At 69.7% G+C, this 17,636-nt stretch carries 14 protein-coding genes and 1 tRNA gene; 9 read left to right on the forward strand and 6 right to left on the reverse strand.

The window, feature by feature from the left end; translation table 11 throughout:
• Positions 1-32: 32 nt before the first annotated feature.
• Positions 33-2,198, forward strand: a complete 2,166-nt coding sequence (locus tag WEF05_04145) for a PBP1A family penicillin-binding protein (GenBank protein ID MEX1101088.1) — start codon at positions 33-35, stop codon at positions 2,196-2,198.
• Positions 2,199-3,976: 1,778 nt separating this feature from the next.
• On the opposite strand, the gene WEF05_04150 is transcribed toward WEF05_04145, so the two are convergent.
• Positions 3,977-4,069: transfer RNA gene (locus tag WEF05_04150), tRNA-Sec, on the reverse strand.
• 93 nt (positions 4,070-4,162) lie between these two features.
• Between WEF05_04150 and WEF05_04155 the strand changes: the two genes are divergently transcribed.
• Positions 4,163-4,987: a prolipoprotein diacylglyceryl transferase family protein gene (locus WEF05_04155; GenBank protein MEX1101089.1), complete on the forward strand. Its 825-nt coding sequence runs from the start codon at positions 4,163-4,165 to the stop codon at positions 4,985-4,987.
• A 3-nt stretch (positions 4,988-4,990) separates the two neighbouring features.
• Here the strand turns inward: WEF05_04155 and WEF05_04160 are convergent, their stop codons facing one another.
• Positions 4,991-5,746: a DUF2071 domain-containing protein gene (locus WEF05_04160; GenBank protein ID MEX1101090.1), complete on the reverse strand. Its 756-nt coding sequence runs from the start codon at positions 5,744-5,746 to the stop codon at positions 4,991-4,993.
• Between the two features lie 98 nt (positions 5,747-5,844).
• On the opposite strand from WEF05_04160, the gene WEF05_04165 reads away from it, so the two are divergent.
• Positions 5,845-6,648: an HAD-IB family hydrolase gene (locus tag WEF05_04165; protein ID MEX1101091.1), complete on the forward strand. Its 804-nt coding sequence runs from the start codon at positions 5,845-5,847 to the stop codon at positions 6,646-6,648.
• A gap of 249 nt (positions 6,649-6,897) precedes the next feature.
• Here WEF05_04165 and WEF05_04170 read toward each other — a convergent pair whose 3' ends face one another.
• The 4 genes from WEF05_04170 to WEF05_04185 form a co-directional block, all read right to left on the reverse strand.
• Positions 6,898-8,202, reverse strand: a complete 1,305-nt coding sequence (locus WEF05_04170; GenBank protein MEX1101092.1) for a M15 family metallopeptidase — start codon at positions 8,200-8,202, stop codon at positions 6,898-6,900.
• Complete coding sequence (locus tag WEF05_04175) at positions 8,199-10,115, reverse strand: hypothetical protein (protein MEX1101093.1); 1,917 nt, start codon at positions 10,113-10,115, stop codon at positions 8,199-8,201. Before WEF05_04175 ends, WEF05_04170 begins: the two co-directional genes overlap by 4 nt.
• A complete protein-coding gene (locus WEF05_04180) occupies positions 10,105-10,701 on the reverse strand; it encodes a sigma-70 family RNA polymerase sigma factor (protein ID MEX1101094.1) in 597 nt (198 codons plus the stop codon). The genes WEF05_04175 and WEF05_04180 overlap by 11 nt, the downstream gene beginning before the upstream one ends.
• Before the next feature lie 139 nt (positions 10,702-10,840).
• Positions 10,841-11,122 carry a hypothetical protein gene (locus tag WEF05_04185; GenBank protein ID MEX1101095.1) on the reverse strand — a complete coding sequence of 94 codons (282 nt, stop codon included), beginning with the start codon at positions 11,120-11,122 and terminating at the stop codon, positions 10,841-10,843.
• Between the two features lie 107 nt (positions 11,123-11,229).
• Here WEF05_04185 and WEF05_04190 point away from each other — a divergent pair, with 107 nt between their 5' ends.
• The 6 genes from WEF05_04190 (at position 11,230) to WEF05_04215 (ending at position 17,634) form a co-directional block, all read left to right on the forward strand.
• Positions 11,230-12,090: a hypothetical protein gene (locus WEF05_04190; protein MEX1101096.1), complete on the forward strand. Its 861-nt coding sequence runs from the start codon at positions 11,230-11,232 to the stop codon at positions 12,088-12,090.
• Between the two features lie 85 nt (positions 12,091-12,175).
• Positions 12,176-13,252: a hypothetical protein gene (locus tag WEF05_04195; GenBank protein ID MEX1101097.1), complete on the forward strand. Its 1,077-nt coding sequence runs from the start codon at positions 12,176-12,178 to the stop codon at positions 13,250-13,252.
• A gap of 101 nt (positions 13,253-13,353) precedes the next feature.
• Complete coding sequence (locus tag WEF05_04200; protein ID MEX1101098.1) at positions 13,354-14,373, forward strand: glycosyl hydrolase; 1,020 nt, start codon at positions 13,354-13,356, stop codon at positions 14,371-14,373.
• 284 nt (positions 14,374-14,657) lie between these two features.
• The gene (locus tag WEF05_04205; GenBank protein MEX1101099.1) at positions 14,658-15,920 is read left to right on the forward strand and encodes a CpaF family protein; all 1,263 of its coding nucleotides are present in this window, start codon (positions 14,658-14,660) and stop codon (positions 15,918-15,920) included.
• Positions 15,917-16,771, forward strand: a complete 855-nt coding sequence (locus WEF05_04210; protein ID MEX1101100.1) for a type II secretion system F family protein — start codon at positions 15,917-15,919, stop codon at positions 16,769-16,771. The genes WEF05_04205 and WEF05_04210 overlap by 4 nt, the downstream gene beginning before the upstream one ends.
• Positions 16,771-17,634, forward strand: coding sequence for a type II secretion system F family protein (locus tag WEF05_04215; GenBank protein MEX1101101.1), 864 nt, complete (start codon positions 16,771-16,773; stop codon positions 17,632-17,634). Before WEF05_04210 ends, WEF05_04215 begins: the two co-directional genes overlap by 1 nt.
• Positions 17,635-17,636: the final 2 nt, after the last annotated feature.

Genomic DNA, 17,636 nt, shown 5'->3' on the forward strand with positions numbered 1-17,636 from the left:
TCGCGCGTGCCGAAACAGGGAATAGCCCCTGCATGGCAACGCACGGGCAGGGCTCCGAACCAGGAGTATCGGACAACTGGGTTCTCGACGCGGATCGCGCGCCCTCCCGCCGACGGTTCTTCGCACGTCGCAGAGAGGGTGGGCCGCCGGGCCGACGTCGCAAGGTCTGGATCTGGATCGTCGCGTTGATCGGCCTCCCGCTGGTGCTGGGGGTCGCGACGTTCGGGGCCCTCTACGCGCGCACCCGCGTCCCCGATCTGCCACCGCTCGCCGAGGACACCGTGCTGTTCGACCGCCGGGGCAAGCCGCTCGCCACGCTCGCAGGCGAAGAGGATCGCGAGATCATCGCCTTCCGCAAGATGCCGCGCTCCCTTCGTCAGGCCGTGATCGCGACCGAGGACGCGGAGTTCTACGACCACCCGGGGGTCGACGTCAGCTCAACCGTCCGCGCCGCGCTCGCGAACATCCGTTCCGGAGAGTTGGAACAGGGGGGTTCGACGATCACGCAGCAGCTCGTGAAGAACCTCTACACGGGTGCCGACAGGACGATCTCCCGGAAGGTCGACGAAGCGCTGATCGCGATCAAGCTCGAGCAGCAGCTCTCGAAGGACGAGATCCTGCAGAAGTACCTGAACACCGTGTACTTCGGACAGGGTGCGTACGGTGTTCAGGCCGCCGCCCGGACCTACTTCGATCGCGACGCGAAGCAGCTCACGGTGCAGCAGTCGGCCGCCCTGGCCGGGCTGCTGGCGGCGCCCACGCATTGGGATCCACTCGAGCATCCTGAACAGGCGGCGGAGCGTCGTTCCTTCGTTCTCCACCGGATGGCCGACGAGGGCTACCTGTCACCGCTGCGTGCGCGATCGCTCGCGCGCAAGGACCTGCAGGTCGTCGAGCGGCAGGACTCGTGGACCGACGGGGGAAGTGCCTACTTCGTCGAGCACACGCGTCGCTGGCTCGAGGATCGCTACGGTTCCGAGCGCACGTACGCGGGCGGACTCGAGGTCACCACCACGCTCGACACAGAGTGGCAGCGCGTCGCCGAGCAGGCCGTCGATCAACAGCTGTCGGCCCGGAGCGGTCCCCAGGCTGCCCTCGTCGCGATCGATCCGGCAACCGGCGAGATCCGCGCGATGGTGGGCGGCCGCGACTTCGACCGGACGAAGTTCAATCTGGCATCTCAGGCTGCACGTCAACCGGGGAGCGCGTTCAAGACGTTCGGCCTCGTCGCCGCGATCGAGGCGGGGATCTCGCCGCTCGAGCGGTTCGCGGGTCCGCCGAGCATCCAGATCCGTGACGAGCCGTGTAGCAGTTCGGGGGACCCGTGGGAGGTCGAGAACTATGCGGATGCGTCGGCAGGAACGACCGACCTGTTCGGCGCGACCGCCAACTCCGTCAACACGATCTTCGCGCAGGTCGTAGCCCGGACGGGTCCGACAGCGGTGGCGCAGGTGGCCGAGCGGATGGGGATCCGTTCTCCACTCGACGAGGTGTGCCCGATCGTCCTCGGCTCCGAAGAGGTCACCCCGCTCGAGATGACGTCCGCATACGCGACCCTGGCAGCCAACGGCGTGCACCGTACGCCGACCCCGGTGCACGAGGTGGCGACGCGCGAAGGAGGGGTCGAGAGCGGCGCCTCGGAGGGAACGCAGGCGGTGGGCGAGGCCGAAGCCGCCGTCGTGACCCACGCCTTGGAAGGCGTCGTGACTTCGGGCACGGGCACCGCCGCCAGTCTCGAGGACCGACCGGTCGCAGGGAAGACCGGTACAGCGCAGGAGTACACGAACGCGTGGTTCTGTGGCTACGTTCCCCAGCTCGCCGCGTGCGTGTGGGTCGGCTACCCGGAGGGGAACCGTCCGATGGACGGGGTCACCGGGGGTTCGATCCCCGCCGAGATCTGGCACACGTTCATGACCGAAGCGACGCGGGGGATGGAGGTGGTGGCCTTCCCGAAGGTCGATCTGTCGATCTTCCGTCCGGAACCTTCGTCCACTCCCGCGGACCGAGGTGCAAGCGATGCGAGCCCGAGCCCGACCACGACCGTGGTTCCGAGCCCGGACGCGACGCCGACCCAGCCCGCGCAGCCCTCGCCGACGCCCACCGATGACGGCGACGATCCGGGCGGTGGTGGCGGTCCCGGTGGATCCCCCAGCCCGAGTCCGACCGCAACCGTGACGCCTGAGGCGGCCGACGCCTGACCCGGGTTGAGGATCTGCCGCGACGATGCGGTACAGGATCCGTGATCGACGGCCGTACTTCGCGACGGAACGATGCATGTCAAAGGGCGACGCCCCTTTCCGCCAGCTCGCGGCCGTGGGTTCCGGTCGGGCCGTCGCGCGTCGGAAACGGGTACGCTAGCGACCTCGGACACTCGTCCGAGGATCTGCGGCGCGCGACCCCATCGCCGATGCATCGGCATCGGCCCTCTCGCATCTCGGATCGTTGGCATGGGGAACGGGAGGAACCATGGCCGGACACAACAACCGAGGCGGTGCGCAGGTCGGAGCACCGAATCGCGGACGTGAGGCGTCGTCGAGGGCCGCAGCCGGTCGTGTGTGTTCCGCTCTCGGATGCTCGACGATCCTGTCCACCTACAACTCGTCGGAGACGTGCGGCATCCATGCCGAGCCGACGTTCCGGCCTCTGCTTCCGCCGAAGTCTCGCTGAACGAGACCTCATCGAGTACGTGGGTTCCGCCTCTCCTGAACCCAACCGCGCCGGAAGAGCACGTGGGGATCCCGCTGCGAGTCGAAGTCACGCTCGCAGACGAACCAAGCCTCTCTCGATCCGAACCAGGATAGGATCCTTGCCGTCATGGTTTCGCGGCGCCTGGAACGTCATGAGGATGCCTACGGGGCCGCGATGCTCGCGCACCACGAGGGAAGCCCTGCCTTCGAGGTCGTCGAGAGAGACGACGGGTCCGTCCACCCGGGAGCAGGGCCGGACTTCTACTTCGCTCCCTTCCGGCTGTGGCGACCCGACGAACGTCACGCGATGCGCTTCGTTCGGGGACACACGCTCGACATCGGGTGCGGCGCGGGACGCGTCCTCCTGCATCTTCAGGATCGACCGGGGATCACGGCATCTGGGTTCGACATCTCCCCGCTCGCAGTCAAGGTCGCGACGCTTCGCGGTGCGAGGTCGGTCCGGATCGGATCGATCGGGGATCTCGATGCAGATCCTGGCTCATTCGAAACCCTTCTTCTCCTAGGCGGTAACTTCGGCATGCTGGGCAGCAGGTCGGGGGCCGAGCGACTCCTACGGCGTATCTCACGTGCGCTGTCCGATGGAGGTCGTCTCATCGCTTCGGCGCGTGATGCGCGCGCTACCGCGAGCCCGGCGGATCTTGGATACATGCGAAGGAACCGCAGTCGGGGGCGGATGCCGGGCCAGTTCCGCATCCGGGTCAGATACCTGGACCGTTGTACGCCTTGGTTCGATCAGCTCACCTGCTCGCGGGAGGAGGTGAGACAGCTGCTCGCTGGATCGGGGCTCGGACTCGTGAAGTTCATCCCCGGTCCCGATGGTCGATTCACGATCGTCTGCGAAAAGGATGCATGAACGAGACCAGGGGTTGACCCAATCGCCATCAGCGAGACGCGTCGTCGCATCACCCAGCGATCCTTCAGAAGGCCGGGGGCTTACCAGGAACCCTTAAGGCCAGTCGGGGATCGCCTCGGACCGCCTCCAGCTGTTGAAGCCAGCGCTACTTCGTGATCACGGTGTGGAGTTCGCGGAACGTCCGCCGCGGCGTTATGCCTTCAGGTAGCATCGGCGCGACGTTGTTGGCGAACCAAGTACCTTCAGGCGCGGGAGGGGATCACCGCTTCCGGGACCGACATCTCCCCGACAAGTGCTTCGGCGAGCGCAGCCCCGGCGGGAGACTTCGCCGGGGAATCGCCACTGGCCCTTGATCCGCCCGGGCAGGAGTGGAGTCCCGCGCGGGACTCCACATCCTCATATTCGATTTCTCCCCGCGGAGGCGGACGGGAATCGAACCCGCCGGGGAGCTTTCGCCCCCTCACCGGTTTTGAAGACCGGGGGGCCCACCAGGAACCCTGACGCCTCCGCGGGCAGACTACCCGCCGGCCGTCGAGCCTCGTTCGCGCGTGGCCGCGTACCATGAGTGGCGCTCGGTCCGAGTCCGGGCGCCTTCGCATCGATGATCCCCTATAGGACGTTCCCGGAGATCGACCTAGGCCCGTTCTCGATCAAGACGTTCGGGCTGTTCGTCGGCGTGGGCATCGCGGTCGGGGTCTGGGTCTTCCTCCGGTTCGCTCGGCGCAAGGGCCTCGACACCGAGGCGCTGACCTCGCTCGCCTGGCGCGTGGTCGTGTTCGCGCTGATCGGCTCGCGGCTGCTGTTCGTCCTCACGCACCTGGATCAGTTCACCGACGATCCGCTCTCGGTGTTCGCGGTCTGGGAGGGAGGCCTGCAGTTCTCCGGCGGGTTCCTTGCCGCGCTCGTCGTGATCTGGCTGTGGCTCCGCAAGCATCCCGAGGTGCAGGCGCTGGTTCTCACCGACGGGATGGTGCTCGGTCTCGTCCCGGGGCTGATGCTGGGCCGCTGCGGCTGCTATGCCGTGGGGGAGCACTTCGGGGGCGAGACGTCGTTCTTCCTCGGCACGGAGTACCGAGGCGGCGAGACTCGAGAGGGGCCGATCGTCCCCGGCACGACGATCCACAACACCGCGCTCTACGAGATCCTGTTGCTGATTCCCCTATTGATCCTGCTGTGGCAGATGAACAAGCGCGGGGTGAAAGAGGGCTGGATCACGGCGACGTTCCTGGTCTGGTACGGGACGCAGCGGTTCCTGACCGACTTCCTGCGCGCCTACGACAAGACGGTGCTCGGACTGACCGGCGCGCAGTACATGTGCGTCGGGCTGGTCGCGGTCGGTGTCGGCTTGATGGTCAACCTTCGGCGCAAGGGCCGCGACGAGTCCGTGACCCCGGACCCCGTCGACCCGAGCGCCGCCACGGTCTGACGCTCAGGCCGGGGAGGGGAGCGCGTCGTCGCGGCGGTGCGCCTTCCGCGCGAGGAACGGGCGGCTGACCGCGACCTGGATCCCGGGCGAGTGATGCACGAGCGGGTCCCCGTCGGGTGAGGGCAGACCGGCGACGGTGACGAGGTCGTCGCGGAGCTCGAGGACCTTGGCGCTGCGCAGTCGCCACGAAGGATGATCGGCCAGCGCGTACGAGAGCCCGAGCGGCGACAAGGTGTACAGGCGGAACCGTGCGGTGAGGAACCGGTCGAGGTCGCTCTCGACGATCCGGTCGCCCAGCTCGACGTCGACGATCGTCTGCGCGCCGACAGGTCCCGGCCACCGACGCCGCGACTCGTACCGGACGCGATGCGGCTCGCGGTGCACGTCCATCTTCGCCCACATGTACGGCAGGCGGTAGCCGACGCGCGCCGACAGCACGGCCGCGAGCCGCGAGGCCTCCAGAGAGAAGAACCAGATCCCGCGTTCACCCTCGGGACCGACGACGTAGGTGCGCACGTTCGTCTCGGGGAACGTCGAGAGCCACGGCAGCGCACCGAACCGTGGCGCCTTGACCACCATCGTGAAGGGAACGAGCGAGACCCACGCCGAGCCGTCGAACGTGTCCACCTCGAGTCCCTCGGGTAGCAGCGCCTGGACGATCTCCGGCTCGTAAGGCCAGTGGAGGAACGTCAGCCGGTTCCACTCCATCTCCATGACGGGACGCCGCACAGGGATGGGCTCGGGTGTCCGATAGGCCATGGGGGCAGTCTAGGGGGGTGGGTCCGAGGGGTGAACGGCGAGGTCGCGGGGGGTGAACCTGCACGGGTTCGTCGCCGATACCCCCTACCATGGGAATGATGGAGGCGGCGTTCTTCGATCTCGACAAGACGATCATCTCCACGTCCAGCTCGCTCGCGCTGTCGCGACCGATGTACCGGGCGGGGATGGTCTCTCGCTCCGCGCTCGTGCGCGGGGCGTACGCCCAGCTGGCCTACCTGCTCGTCGGCGCCGACGAGAAGAAGGTCGACAAGCTGAAGGACAGCCTGCTCGCGATGACCCGCGGGTGGAACCGGGCCGAGGTGGAGCGCCTCGTGCACGACGTGATCATCGACGTGATCGACCCGTTCGTGTACATGGAGGCCCTCGACCTGATGGAGCTCCACCGCGCGCAGGGCCGCAAGATCTACATCGTCTCCAGCTCGCCGGAAGAGATCGTCCGTCCACTCGCGCGTCACTTCGGCGTCACCGGCGTGATCGCGACCCGGGCCGAGGTCGGTGAGGACGGTACCTACACCGGCGAGCTCGCTTTCTACTCCTACGGGGCGAGCAAGGGCGAGGCGATCCGAGAGTTGGCCGAGAGCACGGGGCTCGATCTCGAGGGCTCGTACGCCTACTCCGACTCCAGCACCGACATCCCGATGCTCGAAGCGGTCGGCAATCCGGTCGCGGTCAACCCCGATCGCGAGCTGCGTCGCACCGCCGAGGCGAGGGGCTGGAAGATCCGCGACTTCCGCCGTCCGGTCCGCCTGCGGACGCGGATCGCGTCGCGCGTTCCCCGGCCGAACCCGCCGATCGCCGCCGTCGTCGGCGTTGCCGCCGTTGCCGCGATCCTCGGCTGGGTCGTGCTGCGACAGCGGCTCACGTCCCGCCGCACCGCCTGACGGCGTCGCGGCCTGTTCACCCACGCGCGTACGCGTTCGCGCCCTCGGGCAGACGGGTGTATAACGGGATCAGGCCGTGAAAGCGGTCAGCGAAGGGAGCAGAAACCCACGCGCGTCCTGCCGCGGGAGGCATGCTCGGGTTCCCGGAGGACCTCGGTCTGGCCGGCGCCCGAGCAAGTGCAGATAAGCGCATGATCGCTGCTCCCTTCGCGCACGTCGGGGCTCGTCCACGTGCGTGGACGTCAGGGCTCAGCCGTTCTCCGTCGGGTCCACGTCGTCGTGCCATTCGAAGTGGTTCCCGTCCGGCGTGATCCACCGGCCACCCCACGTGAATCCCCACTTCTCCATGATGCGGACGAGCGCCGTGGGCTGGTGCGGTGTGGTTCCGAACTCGTTCCCCGCGAGGTTGAGGTCGACGGCAACCCCCCAGGAGTGATGCGAGATCGCGGAGTTGGCGACGTTGAGCATGAACTTGGGCACGAAGCATCCGTGCTCGGTGCGGATCAGATCCTGGAGACCGCGACGTTGCAGTTCCTCGAGCACGCCGATCAGCTGGGGGAACACGTCCTCATGGCACTGGATGTTGCCGACGATCGGCAGGCGACGCTGCTCGATGTGTTCCTTCGACCATCGGCCGTCGATGTCGAGAGACCCGGGCGCACCGGGAAGTGGGCGCGCCGCGAACTCCCCGAACTCGAGCTTGAACATGACCGGTGGCAACACCGCGTCTCCGTGGCGCGGGTAGAGGGTGTCGCCGAACTCCCTGACGAGCAGAGCGGCCGAGGATCCGACCACGGGACGGATCGCGCGCTCGATCGTCGGCACGGAGGGGGAGCCCTTCGGGTCCAGCAGCGCGTACCGCTCCTGGATCGCGCCGATCCGCATGCCCACGTCCTCGGCGACCATCAGCTCGGTCGCACCGACGAGATCGTCGGGGAGCACCGCGGCGATCCGGACGGGGATCTGACCGGTCGAACTCGGTCCCGTGTGCTCCTCGTACGGGCGCATCTCGATCGTTCCGCCCACCCCGATCCCGCGGACACGCGCGCTGCTCTCGCTGATCACGCCCTCACCCGCCTCCAGACGCGCGACGACCGGTTTGTACGCGACCGGGAGGAACGCCCCGAAGTCGGCGGGGTCGACCGCGCTCGCCTCGAGCGGGATGTCGAAGGGCGCACGCGGGTCGTCAACGAGCTTCCCGTCGGCGTCGAACGAACGGGCCATCCAGGTGGTGTCGCTGCGGACCACGGCGACGGCGTCGATGCGGCGGATGTCGCGCACGCCGGTTTCGAACCCACCGGGCAGGCCCCCCGAGGTCCAGGCGAAGAACAACGACGCCGGCAAGGGAGAGGTCTTCGTCGCGCGCTTGGGGGCCGCCGGAACCGTGATCCCCGGGTGCGTGTCGCTCTCCGGCGAGGTGACCGCCCGAGAGGAGGGGTCATCCGGCGCTGTTCCGGTGCTCTGCACAGCGAGCGAACCCGTGGCTCCGACGACGAGTCCGGCCACACCGGCGGCTGCGACGATCGTCCACAGGCGGGATCGACGACCGGTCATGCGATCGGTCCCGGCTCGAACGCCTCGGCCAGCCCGACGAGCCTGGGCAGCGGCTCGTCCGGCGCGGACACCGAGTAGCGATACCCGTCGCGCACCCACTCGACGAGGTCGAGCGAGGCCGTGTAGCGGCCGGGCAGGGAACTCACCCGCTGCGCGTCGAGCAGTGCGGGGGGCAGGGTTCCTCCACGTTCGATCGTGACGTCGATCGGGGGACCGGTCAGCGCGTCGTCGGGGCGATAGAAGAAGGTGGCACCGGTCCCGGTCCGTGCCGCGCCGGTGACGCGGTAGCCGCCGGGCAACGCGTCGAGGGGGAGCACCGCCGGCGTGCCACCGAGTTCGTCGAGGGCCCGTTCGGGACGCAGCCTCGTCAGCTCGAGCCAGTCCTGCGGGACGGGCCGCCCGCTCACGCCCAGCGCCGTGGCGGCGCGCAACAGCCGTTCGCGAGGCAGGTTCGTCTCGAGCACGAGGTCTCCCTCGTCGGTGTGCACCGCGAGACGGCGCCCGATCGGATCCGAGCCGGGCTCGAAGTAGCCAACGCCGGCGCCCTCCATCTCGACGAGCTCGGCCTCAACGGCGTCGACTCCGCCGAAGAGGTCGGGACCGTTCCAGTCCTGCGTGTGGGCGACGGTCAGCCAGGAGAGCCCACGGGAGTAGGCGACGACGAGCTGACGGCCATCGCCGGTCGGCCCCGCGGGTGCGGTCGCCGCGCGGTAGGGCTCCGGCTCGAGCCCGGCCGCCTCGGCCACGTCGTCGACGCCGACGCGCAGCAGGCCGCCGAGCTCGTCGGTCGCGACCGGCTGCGCGCGCTCGCTCGAGCGGTCGCCGCGCGGCTCGACGTCGAAGCGGGTGGGGTCGACCTCGGTACCCACCGACCGAAGCGCGAGGATGAGGATCGCCTCGTTGGGCCGGTCGTTCGCGACCCCCGCGCGCTGCGCCCAGATCTCGCGGTCGGATCCGCGCGAGGGGAACACCTCGATCCGCACGGGGAACCACCCCGTCCGGTCGAGCCAGATCCGCACCCGGTCGGCCGGGTAGAAGGGCCGCCAGCGGAACGCTCCCGTGGCCTCACGGAAGGCGAACAGCGGCTCGGCGCGCTCGAAGGGTACCTCGACGAGCACGGCGTCGCGGCCCTCGACGGTTCCGCTCCGCAGGACCCGGAGCCCCTCCGTCCCTCCCAGGGCGTTGACCGGCAGCACGATGTCGGACGGGAGCGTCGATGCGGTCGAGAACGGCGGACGGTCGGTGACGACGGTCGTGACGTCCTCGCACTCGGGGAACCCGCTCGCGCAGTCGTAGGTGGACGTGATCGACGCATCGGGCGTTCCGACGTAGGTGAGATCGTTCGGTGGGATCTGCGCGTCCGTCAGGAGGCCCGGCCTGGTCGTCTCGTCGACCTCGAGGCGGAACCGATCCGGCGCGATCAGCCAGGTACGAAGTCCGAAGGTCCGTACCTGGGGCGACGCGGCCCGGTCGACCTGAACGACGCGGTACCGGGCACGGAGCTGCTCGAGTCGTGCCGCGCGTGCGAGGACCTCGGTCCGGACGTCGAGTGCGGCTGCCGCGGGCTGTCCTCCACCCTCGCGGGGAAGGGGACCGCCGACGACGAGGCTGCCGGCGATCAGACCGATCACGAGCGCCGCCGCGATCGCCGGAAGGAGCCGCGCGCGCGGAGCCGAAGGCCGCCGCGGGACCTCGGTGGTGGTGATCCGTTCCATGATCGGATCGACGAGATCGGGAACCGGCTCGACCGCGTGGATCCGCATCGCCGAACGCAACCGCTCGGCGCGGGTCGCGAACGCCTGGCACTTCCCGCAGGCCGCGAGATGCCGCTCGAGGTCGTCGATCTCGGGGACGGGCAGGTGCTCGCCGTCCATCCGCTCGGAGAGCGCGGTCTGCGCGCGGTCACACCGCACCGGTGTCTCCTTCGTCGGGTTCGTCCAGGGTCAGCGCCTCGCACATCGCCTTGCGCGCGCGGTGCATCCTGCTCTTCACGGTTCCCACGCGCACCTGCAACACGTCGGCGGTCTCGCGGTAGCTGAGCCCGTAGACCTCGATCAGCAGGAACGGCTCGCGGTGCTCCTCAGAGACCGCGTCGAGCGCCGTCTGCAGCTCGACCCGCGCGGCAGCGTCGCCGGTGGCGACCGGCGCCGAGCCGGAGACCGACGCGGGGTCGGGATCCAGCAGGTCACGCTCGGCGCGCTGGCTGCGTGCGCGCAGCGCGTCCATCGAGCAGTTGCGGCAGATCCGCAGCAACCAGCTCGAGAAGCGGCAGTCGCCGCGGAACGAGGAGAGGAAGCGGAACGCCCGCAGGTAGGTCTCCTGCGTCACGTCCTCGGCCATCGGCCGTTCGCGGGTCAGGTGCAGGGCGAACCGGTAGACCTCGGCCTGGCTGGCGCGCACGAGCTCCTCGAACGCGCCGAGGTCACCCTCGCGGGCACGGTCGAGCACTCGTGGGTCGGGATCTCGCACGGGGGACGTCACCTTTGGCCGGTCGTGCACGCCAAGCCTAGTGGGGCTCGCTCTCCATGAGTACCTGCATGAGTACCTGCATCGGCATCGAACGAACGACCCTTCGTGCCTCGGAAAGGTTCCCACAGGGGTGCCGGCGATGACCGTCCCGCCCGGGGGACCAGGCTGCTCAGCGCTGGTGGCGCCGGGATGCGGGGTGTTCGAGCAGGTCGGCGAGCCGTTCTGCGCGCACGAGCGCCTCGTCGGCGCGGCCCTGGTGGACCGCCCCGGTGATCGCCAGGAGCTCGGTTTCGACGCGCGGGTCGACCGAGCCGTCGTCTCCGGCAGCCTTCCGGACCGCCGGATCGAGCCGGCGGACCGTGCGCTCGAGCCTGGCCAGGGCCTCGGAGAGGGCGGCGCCCGCGCGCCCGCGCCGCTGCAGCCACTCGTCGATGCGTACGACCTGACCCATGAGCCGAATCGTAGACCGCCTCTGTGACACGCCCGTGCAGGCCGGACGGAACCGGGGCGGGGCCCGGTGGGTCGTTCCTGCGAGCCGTCGTCCGAGGAGGCACCGTCGTGCGTGGACCCGTCCGAGACACTGTTCGAGCAGCGGTCCGCGCCGCCGTCGCGGCGGCCGTCGCGGGAGCCGTCCTGGCACACGCGGGGCCGGCGGTCGCCGGAGGCTCGTTGCTCGAGACCGGATCGACCTCGCACGCGGTGGGAGAGACCGTCACCGCCCGGGCGGAGTTCTGCCGACGCGGGCAGTACCACGGCACGCTCGCCGACGGACCGTTCTTCACCTACCTCGTCCCCGAGGACGCTCGATCGGGTCGTGACCCCTCACCCGACGCGATCGCCGTGGGGGAGCTCGTGATCTCCGAGGGCGGGGAGTGCACCCACATCGCGCAGACGACCTTCACGGTTCCGGACGTGGCGGCCGGCTGGTACGCGATCGACTACTGCAACGACCCGTGCACGATCGACGGGATCTACGAGGTGGTGCACGCCACCGGGTTCTGGATCGCCGACACGCCGGCGCAGGCCGCGATCCTGATGCGGGTGGATCGGCTGCGCACCCAGGTCGACAGCCTGCGGCTCCGGGCTCGGCGCAACCGTCAGGCGGCGGTCGAGCTGAGCGCCACCCGGCGCGAGCTCACCGACGTGCGTTCGCGACTCGAGGAGGCGCAGTCCGAAGCGACCTTCGTCGAGCAGCAACTCTCCGATGTCCGACGTCGCAACATCGAGCTGCGATCCAAGCTCGACGGGTCCCTCGTCGCTCCGAACGGCCTCGCCTCGGGCCTCGCGATCGCGCTCGTGGTGTTGCTCGTGGTCGCGCTCGTCCTGCTCGTGCGCCGTCGCGGCGGGAGGAGCGGGTCGGACGGTCACGACAGAGAATCGGCCGGTTCGGGGATGGTTCCGTCGCCTCGTTCGGGCTAGCGTTCTCCCCGCGCCGGGTTCGGCCCGGCGTTCCTCTCCCGACGAGTGGTACGCGCACGTCCGCCGTGCGCCGTGAGGGGGAGGCATGGACGAGGTCGCACGGGTCGTGCTTGCGGTCGAGACGCACGACGTCGCCGAACAGGTGATGCACTACCTCGATCGCACCGGAAGAGCGCGGGTCGTCGCGACCGCGACGGACGAACGACAGCTCGAAGACGCTCTGCGCCAAACCGATCCCGACGCGGTCGTCGCGTCCCCCTCGCTCGCGCGCAAGGGGACGGGCGCCGGTCCTCCGGTGTTCGCGCTCGACACGCGCGAATCGGTTGCGTCGCTGCGCGCGGCGATCCGCGCGGGTGCGGCCGGCTATTTCCTGTGGCCCGACGAGCGGGACGGTCTCGCGGGCGCGACCGCCCGGTTGCGGTCGACGGGCGGCAACGAGGGCTCGCGCGCGACGGTCCTGGCGGTGCACGGGCCGCGTGGTGGCGCCGGTGCGACGTTCCTGGCGACCCACCTCGCTGCGGCGTACGCGCGGGCCGGCAGCGACTGCGTCCTCGTCGACGCGGATCCGCTGTTCGCCGACGTGACGACGGCCCTCGGCGTTCCCGACGACCCACCGCCGCGGACGATCGCCGACCTGCTGCCGATCGTGGACGAGCTCACGCCCGAGCACGTGGGGGAGGCGCTGTGGCGTCACGACGCGGGGTTCCGGGCGTTGCTGGCGCCCGACATCGAGACGGCGCTGCGGATCGCTCCTCGCGAGCTCCGGGCGATCGCCTGGTCGGCGGCGCACACGGGCGAAGTGGTCGTGCTCCACCTGTCGCGCGAGCTGGGTGAGACGGCACGCGCCGCGCTCGAGCACGCGGATCGCGTGCTGCTGACGATCTCGCTCGACGTGCTCTCGTTCCGTGCGGGCCGACGCGCGATCCAGGCGCTCGACGAGCTCGGCTTCCACGGACGGTGCGACGTGGTGGTCAACCGTGCCCGGCGCGGCGACCTCACGCCCGCCGACGTCGAGCGCGCGTTCGGCTGCGCTCCCCTGGCGGTGCTGCCCGCCGACCCCGCCGTGCCCGGCCTGCAGGATCGCGGCGAGCTGCTGCCCGCCCGGACACGTCTGTCCCGGGCCCTCGACGGGCTCGTGGCCACGATGATCGAGGATCGATGAAACAGAGGTGCAGGTCAGAGCCCTTCATGTGCCGAACACCCAGGGCCGCATCCGCCGAAGGTCCGATGCGGGATGTCCCCCGGGCGCAGTAGTCTGCCCGGATGCGCCCCCGTGCTCTGCTCGCCGCCATCTTGTCCCTCGCCCTGCTCGCCGCAGCGCTGTTGCTGCCCACGAGCGCGGGTGCCGGCGTCGTCGAGCCGCACGTGATGTTCGGGACGAACTCGAAGCGCTCGGACGTGGACGACATCAAGGGGAGCATCCTCAAGAGCGAACAGCAGCTCGGACGCACCTTGGCGGCCGTCCGGATCTACGACAACTGGGACACGAAGTTCCCCAAGGGGATCCACAAGTGGATGCGCGACGGCGGCCGCACGATGTACCTGTCGGTCAAGTCCGAGAAGGAGAACGGTGTCGACGTTCCGTGGCGTCAGGTGGCCGACGCACCGAACGGCTCGGAGATCCACCTGAACATCGTCCGATGGGCCCGCAAGATCCGCAACTTCGGCGACGTGGTACACGTCACGTTCAACCACGAGCCCGAGACCCGCCACAACGACCACCTCGGGGACCAGGACGACTACATCGATGCGTGGCGCCGGTGGGTGAAGGTGTTCCGCAACCAGAACGCGGACGACAACGTCGTGTTCACCTGGATCATGACCGACCACGCCTTCCGCGTGCCGCAGACCGACAACCGGTTCGCGAAGAAGTGGTACCCCGGGAACAAGTGGGTGGAGGAGATCGGCGCCGACGTCTACAACTGGCACGAGTGCCGCCCCGAAGAGGACATTCCCTGGCGCACCCCCCAGCACGTCGCTGAAGGCTTGCGGTTGTTCGGTCTGCAGCACCCGAACATCCCGATCTCGATGCCGGAGTTCGCCACCGTCGAGGACCCGGCCACCCCCGGGCGCAAGGCGCAGTGGATCCGCGACTTCGAGGACATGCTGCAGACGCCCGAGTGGAGTCAGCTCACCACCGCGATCTACTTCAACCGCAAGGGAACGGCCTACCCGACGTGCGACTGGTCGTTCGATTCGTCGCCGAGCTCCCTCACCGCGATCACCGAGCTGGCCAACGACCCGTTCTTCGGCCGCTCGGAGAGCATCAACTACCCGGGCTGAACCGCGATCACGCGGACGCTCGGAGCAGCACGCCGAGATGGTCGCGCATCACGCGTTCGAGTTCTTCCGCGCGAATGGGGCTCGAACGATCTGATCCATCCCCCGAGCGCCGTCGCGAATCGGTCACCTTGGTGATTGTCCGCCGGCGGGCCGGGCCGGTAGCGTTCCGCCTGCGAACGGATCGTGCAGCGGCGACCCGTTCCGCTTCCCTCCCTCTCGCTTCCCCGTTCGATCTACTCGTGGACGGCCCGCACGATCGCGGGGTGGATGAGGAGGGGTTCTGAGTGGCGCAGCGCCTGGTCGATGTTCGACGCGACCTGCACGGCTTGTTGCTCGAGCGCATCGACGTCGGGCAGCTCGAGCACCTGTCGCGCGCCGAGCGACGGCTGACGGTGCGGGAGCAGGCGCTCACGATCCTGCGCGGCGCCGGACACATCCTTCCGCACCGGGAACTGACCCGGGTCGTCAACGAGGTCTCCGACGAAGTCGTCGGGTTCGGTCCGATCGAGGCGCTGCTGCGCGATCCGGACGTGACCGAGGTCATGGTCAACGGGCCCAACGACGTCTACGTGGAGCGGAAGGGGCGGCTCGAGAGGGCGCCGGATGGACTATTCGAGGGGGAGGAGTCCGTCCTGCACCTGATCGAACGCATCGTGGGACCCCTGGGCGTCCGGGTCGACGAATCGTCGCCGTGGGCTGACGCGCGACTGCCGGACGGCAGCCGGGTTCATGCGATCGTGCCGCCTCTTTCGCTCCGCGGTCCGTGTGTGACCGTTCGGAAGTTCACAGCCGTTCCACTCGAGGCCGATGAGCTCGTTCGCATGGGAGCGATGGGACCGCGGATGCTCGCGTTCCTTTCCGCCTGCGTGCGGGGACGGATGAACGTCATCGTATCCGGAGGGACGAGTTCCGGGAAGACGACCCTGCTCGGCGTGCTCTCGTCGTTCATCCCGGACGACGAGCGGCTGATCACGATCGAGGACGCCGCCGAGCTGCGCCTCGCGCAGCCTCACGTCGTCGCGCTGGAAGCTCGGTCGGCGAACGTCGAGGGCAAGGGCGCCGTGACGATCCGGGATCTCGTTCGCAACGCGCTTCGGATGCGTCCGGATCGGATCGTCGTCGGCGAGGTCCGGGGTGGCGAAGCGCTCGACATGCTGCAGGCGATGAACACCGGACACGAGGGTTCCCTGTCAACCGCGCACGCGAATTCTCCGCGTCACCTGCTCTGGCGCCTCGAGACGATGGCGATGATGTCCGACGTAGACCTGCCGGTCGCGCATATCCGGGCGCAGGTGGCGTCGGCGATCGACGTCATCGTCCACCTCGCCCGGCTTCGGGACGGGCGCAGAGTGGTGCTTCGGGTCGCCTGTGTCGAGGGACTGGTCGACGGCGAGCCGGACCTGTGCGAGCTGTTCTCGTTCGAGCCGCGACGCGGTCCGCGCGGAGGGTTCGTCGCCACGGGAGCGGTTCCCACCCTCTCGCGGACCCTGCTCGAGCGTGGGCAGACCGTCGACGGGTGGATGTTCGGGGCGGGGGTCGACGCGTGATCGCTGCTGCCGGCGCCGCGGTGCTCGCCGGGTCGTCGGTGCTGTGCATCCGGGCGGCGTTCCGCGCCGGCGAGCGAGCGCGTCTCATCGATCGCGCCCATGCCGGCCGGTCGGTCGGCGTCCGTGAAGGAGCCGTTCCCGGATCGGTCATGAGCGTAGTGCGGGATCGCGCCGACACGTGGGCGCCTGCGCTGTCGTGCCTCCTCGGCCTCGCCGTCGGGGTGGTGCTCGCCGGGGTGCCGGGGGCGATCGTGGGTGCCGGTGGGGGCCTCGCGTTCACGGTCGCCCTCCGGCACCGGCGAACCGCTCGGAACCGGTCGCGGCTCGAGGAACAGCTCGTGGACGGTGTCGTTGCCCTCACCGCAGGGCTGCGGGCCGGGATGTCGGTCCCCCAGTCGCTCGAGTACGCGGCCGACGAGTGCGACGCCCCGCTCGGGCCGAGTTTGCGTGCCGTCGTCGATCGCGCATCGATGGGCGAGCCGTTCGGGACCGCGCTCGCGGCATGGGGCCGCGAGCACGGCGGTGGGGACGCGCGATTGGTCGTCGGCGTCCTCGGGATGCACCGGCGTTCGGGTGGGGACCTCCCCGGCGTCCTCGATCGTCTGGCCGCCACGCTCCGCGATCGTCGCGCGGCCGCTCGGGAGCTGCGGTCCCTCACCGCGCAGGCGAGGATGTCGGGTGCGATCCTCGGGCTGCTCCCGATCGGTTTCTTCGGGTTCCTCGCCCTCACGGCGCCCGACGACCTGTCGGTGGCGCTGGCTGCTCCCGCAGGCCGCGCCGCGATCGCGGTCGGGTTCGTCCTTCAGGGGGCCGCGTTCGTCTGGATCCGGCGACTGCTGCGGGTGGCCTGATGGGGATCGTGATCGTCGCCGCATCGATGCTGGCCGTGATCGCCGGCGTGTCGCTCGCCGCGGCGCTGATGACCGCACGCGAGCCGGCGATCCTCGCACGAGCGATCGGCTCCCCGGCCGAGGCGACGGCATCGCTCGAGCCCGCGCCTCGTCTGGACCCGGTCGGCCTGCTGCGACGGCTCGGAGACGCTCCCGGCGCGGCGTTCCTGCGGGTCTCGCCGGGTCTCCAGCGGTCGCTCGACCTCCTCGGTGAGGCGATCGATCCCGCGCTGATCCGCGGAGCGCGCGTCGCGGGCCTGGTTGCCGGCGTGGTCCTGATGATCGGAACGGGCGATCCGTTGCTCGGCGCCTCGGTGGCCATCCTCGGGGTGGCCGCTCCGCCGCTCGTCGTTGCCCGCATCGCGCGCTCGCGTATCCGAAGGATCGACCTCGAGGTTCCACAGTTGCTCGACCTCCTGGCCGCCGCCTCGCATGCCGGGCTGGCAGGGCCGCTCGCCCTCCGTCGTGCGGTGGACGCGATCGAGGGCCCGCTGGCGGACGAGCTGCAGCGGGTGCTCCGGGGGGTCGAGCTCGGCGGCCGTTGGCGCGACGAGCTCGCGTCGCTCGCGGCGCACACGGGGCTGCCGGACCTCCAGCGCGCCGTGGCTGCTCTGACCCGCACCGAACGGTTGGGGGCCTCGCTGGCCGATGCGGTTACCGACCTCGCTGCCCGCGTACGCGAGTCCCGGCGTGCGGAGACAACGCAGCGAGCTCGCACCGCACCCGTGAAGATGCTGTTCCCGCTCGTGTTCCTGGTCCTGCCTGCGTTCCTCCTCCTCACCGTGGTGCCCGTGCTCTTCAGCACGGTGCGTTCTATCGGCTGACT

It is taken from the genome of Actinomycetota bacterium (assembly GCA_040881665.1).
Lineage (GTDB): Bacteria > Actinomycetota > UBA4738 > UBA4738 > HRBIN12 > JBBDWR01.

Coding starts and splice junctions, on each gene's coding strand:
- WEF05_04145 (MEX1101088.1), top strand. CDS start 33: ATGGCAACGCACGGGCAGGGCTCCGAACCAGGAGTATCGGACAACTGG.
- WEF05_04155 (MEX1101089.1), top strand. CDS start 4,163: ATGATCCCCTATAGGACGTTCCCGGAGATCGACCTAGGCCCGTTCTCG.
- WEF05_04160 (MEX1101090.1), bottom strand. CDS start 5,746: ATGGCCTATCGGACACCCGAGCCCATCCCTGTGCGGCGTCCCGTCATG.
- WEF05_04165 (MEX1101091.1), top strand. CDS start 5,845: ATGGAGGCGGCGTTCTTCGATCTCGACAAGACGATCATCTCCACGTCC.
- WEF05_04170 (MEX1101092.1), bottom strand. CDS start 8,202: ATGACCGGTCGTCGATCCCGCCTGTGGACGATCGTCGCAGCCGCCGGT.
- WEF05_04185 (MEX1101095.1), bottom strand. CDS start 11,122: ATGGGTCAGGTCGTACGCATCGACGAGTGGCTGCAGCGGCGCGGGCGC.
- WEF05_04195 (MEX1101097.1), top strand. CDS start 12,176: ATGGACGAGGTCGCACGGGTCGTGCTTGCGGTCGAGACGCACGACGTC.
- WEF05_04200 (MEX1101098.1), top strand. CDS start 13,354: ATGCGCCCCCGTGCTCTGCTCGCCGCCATCTTGTCCCTCGCCCTGCTC.
- WEF05_04215 (MEX1101101.1), top strand. CDS start 16,771: ATGGGGATCGTGATCGTCGCCGCATCGATGCTGGCCGTGATCGCCGGC.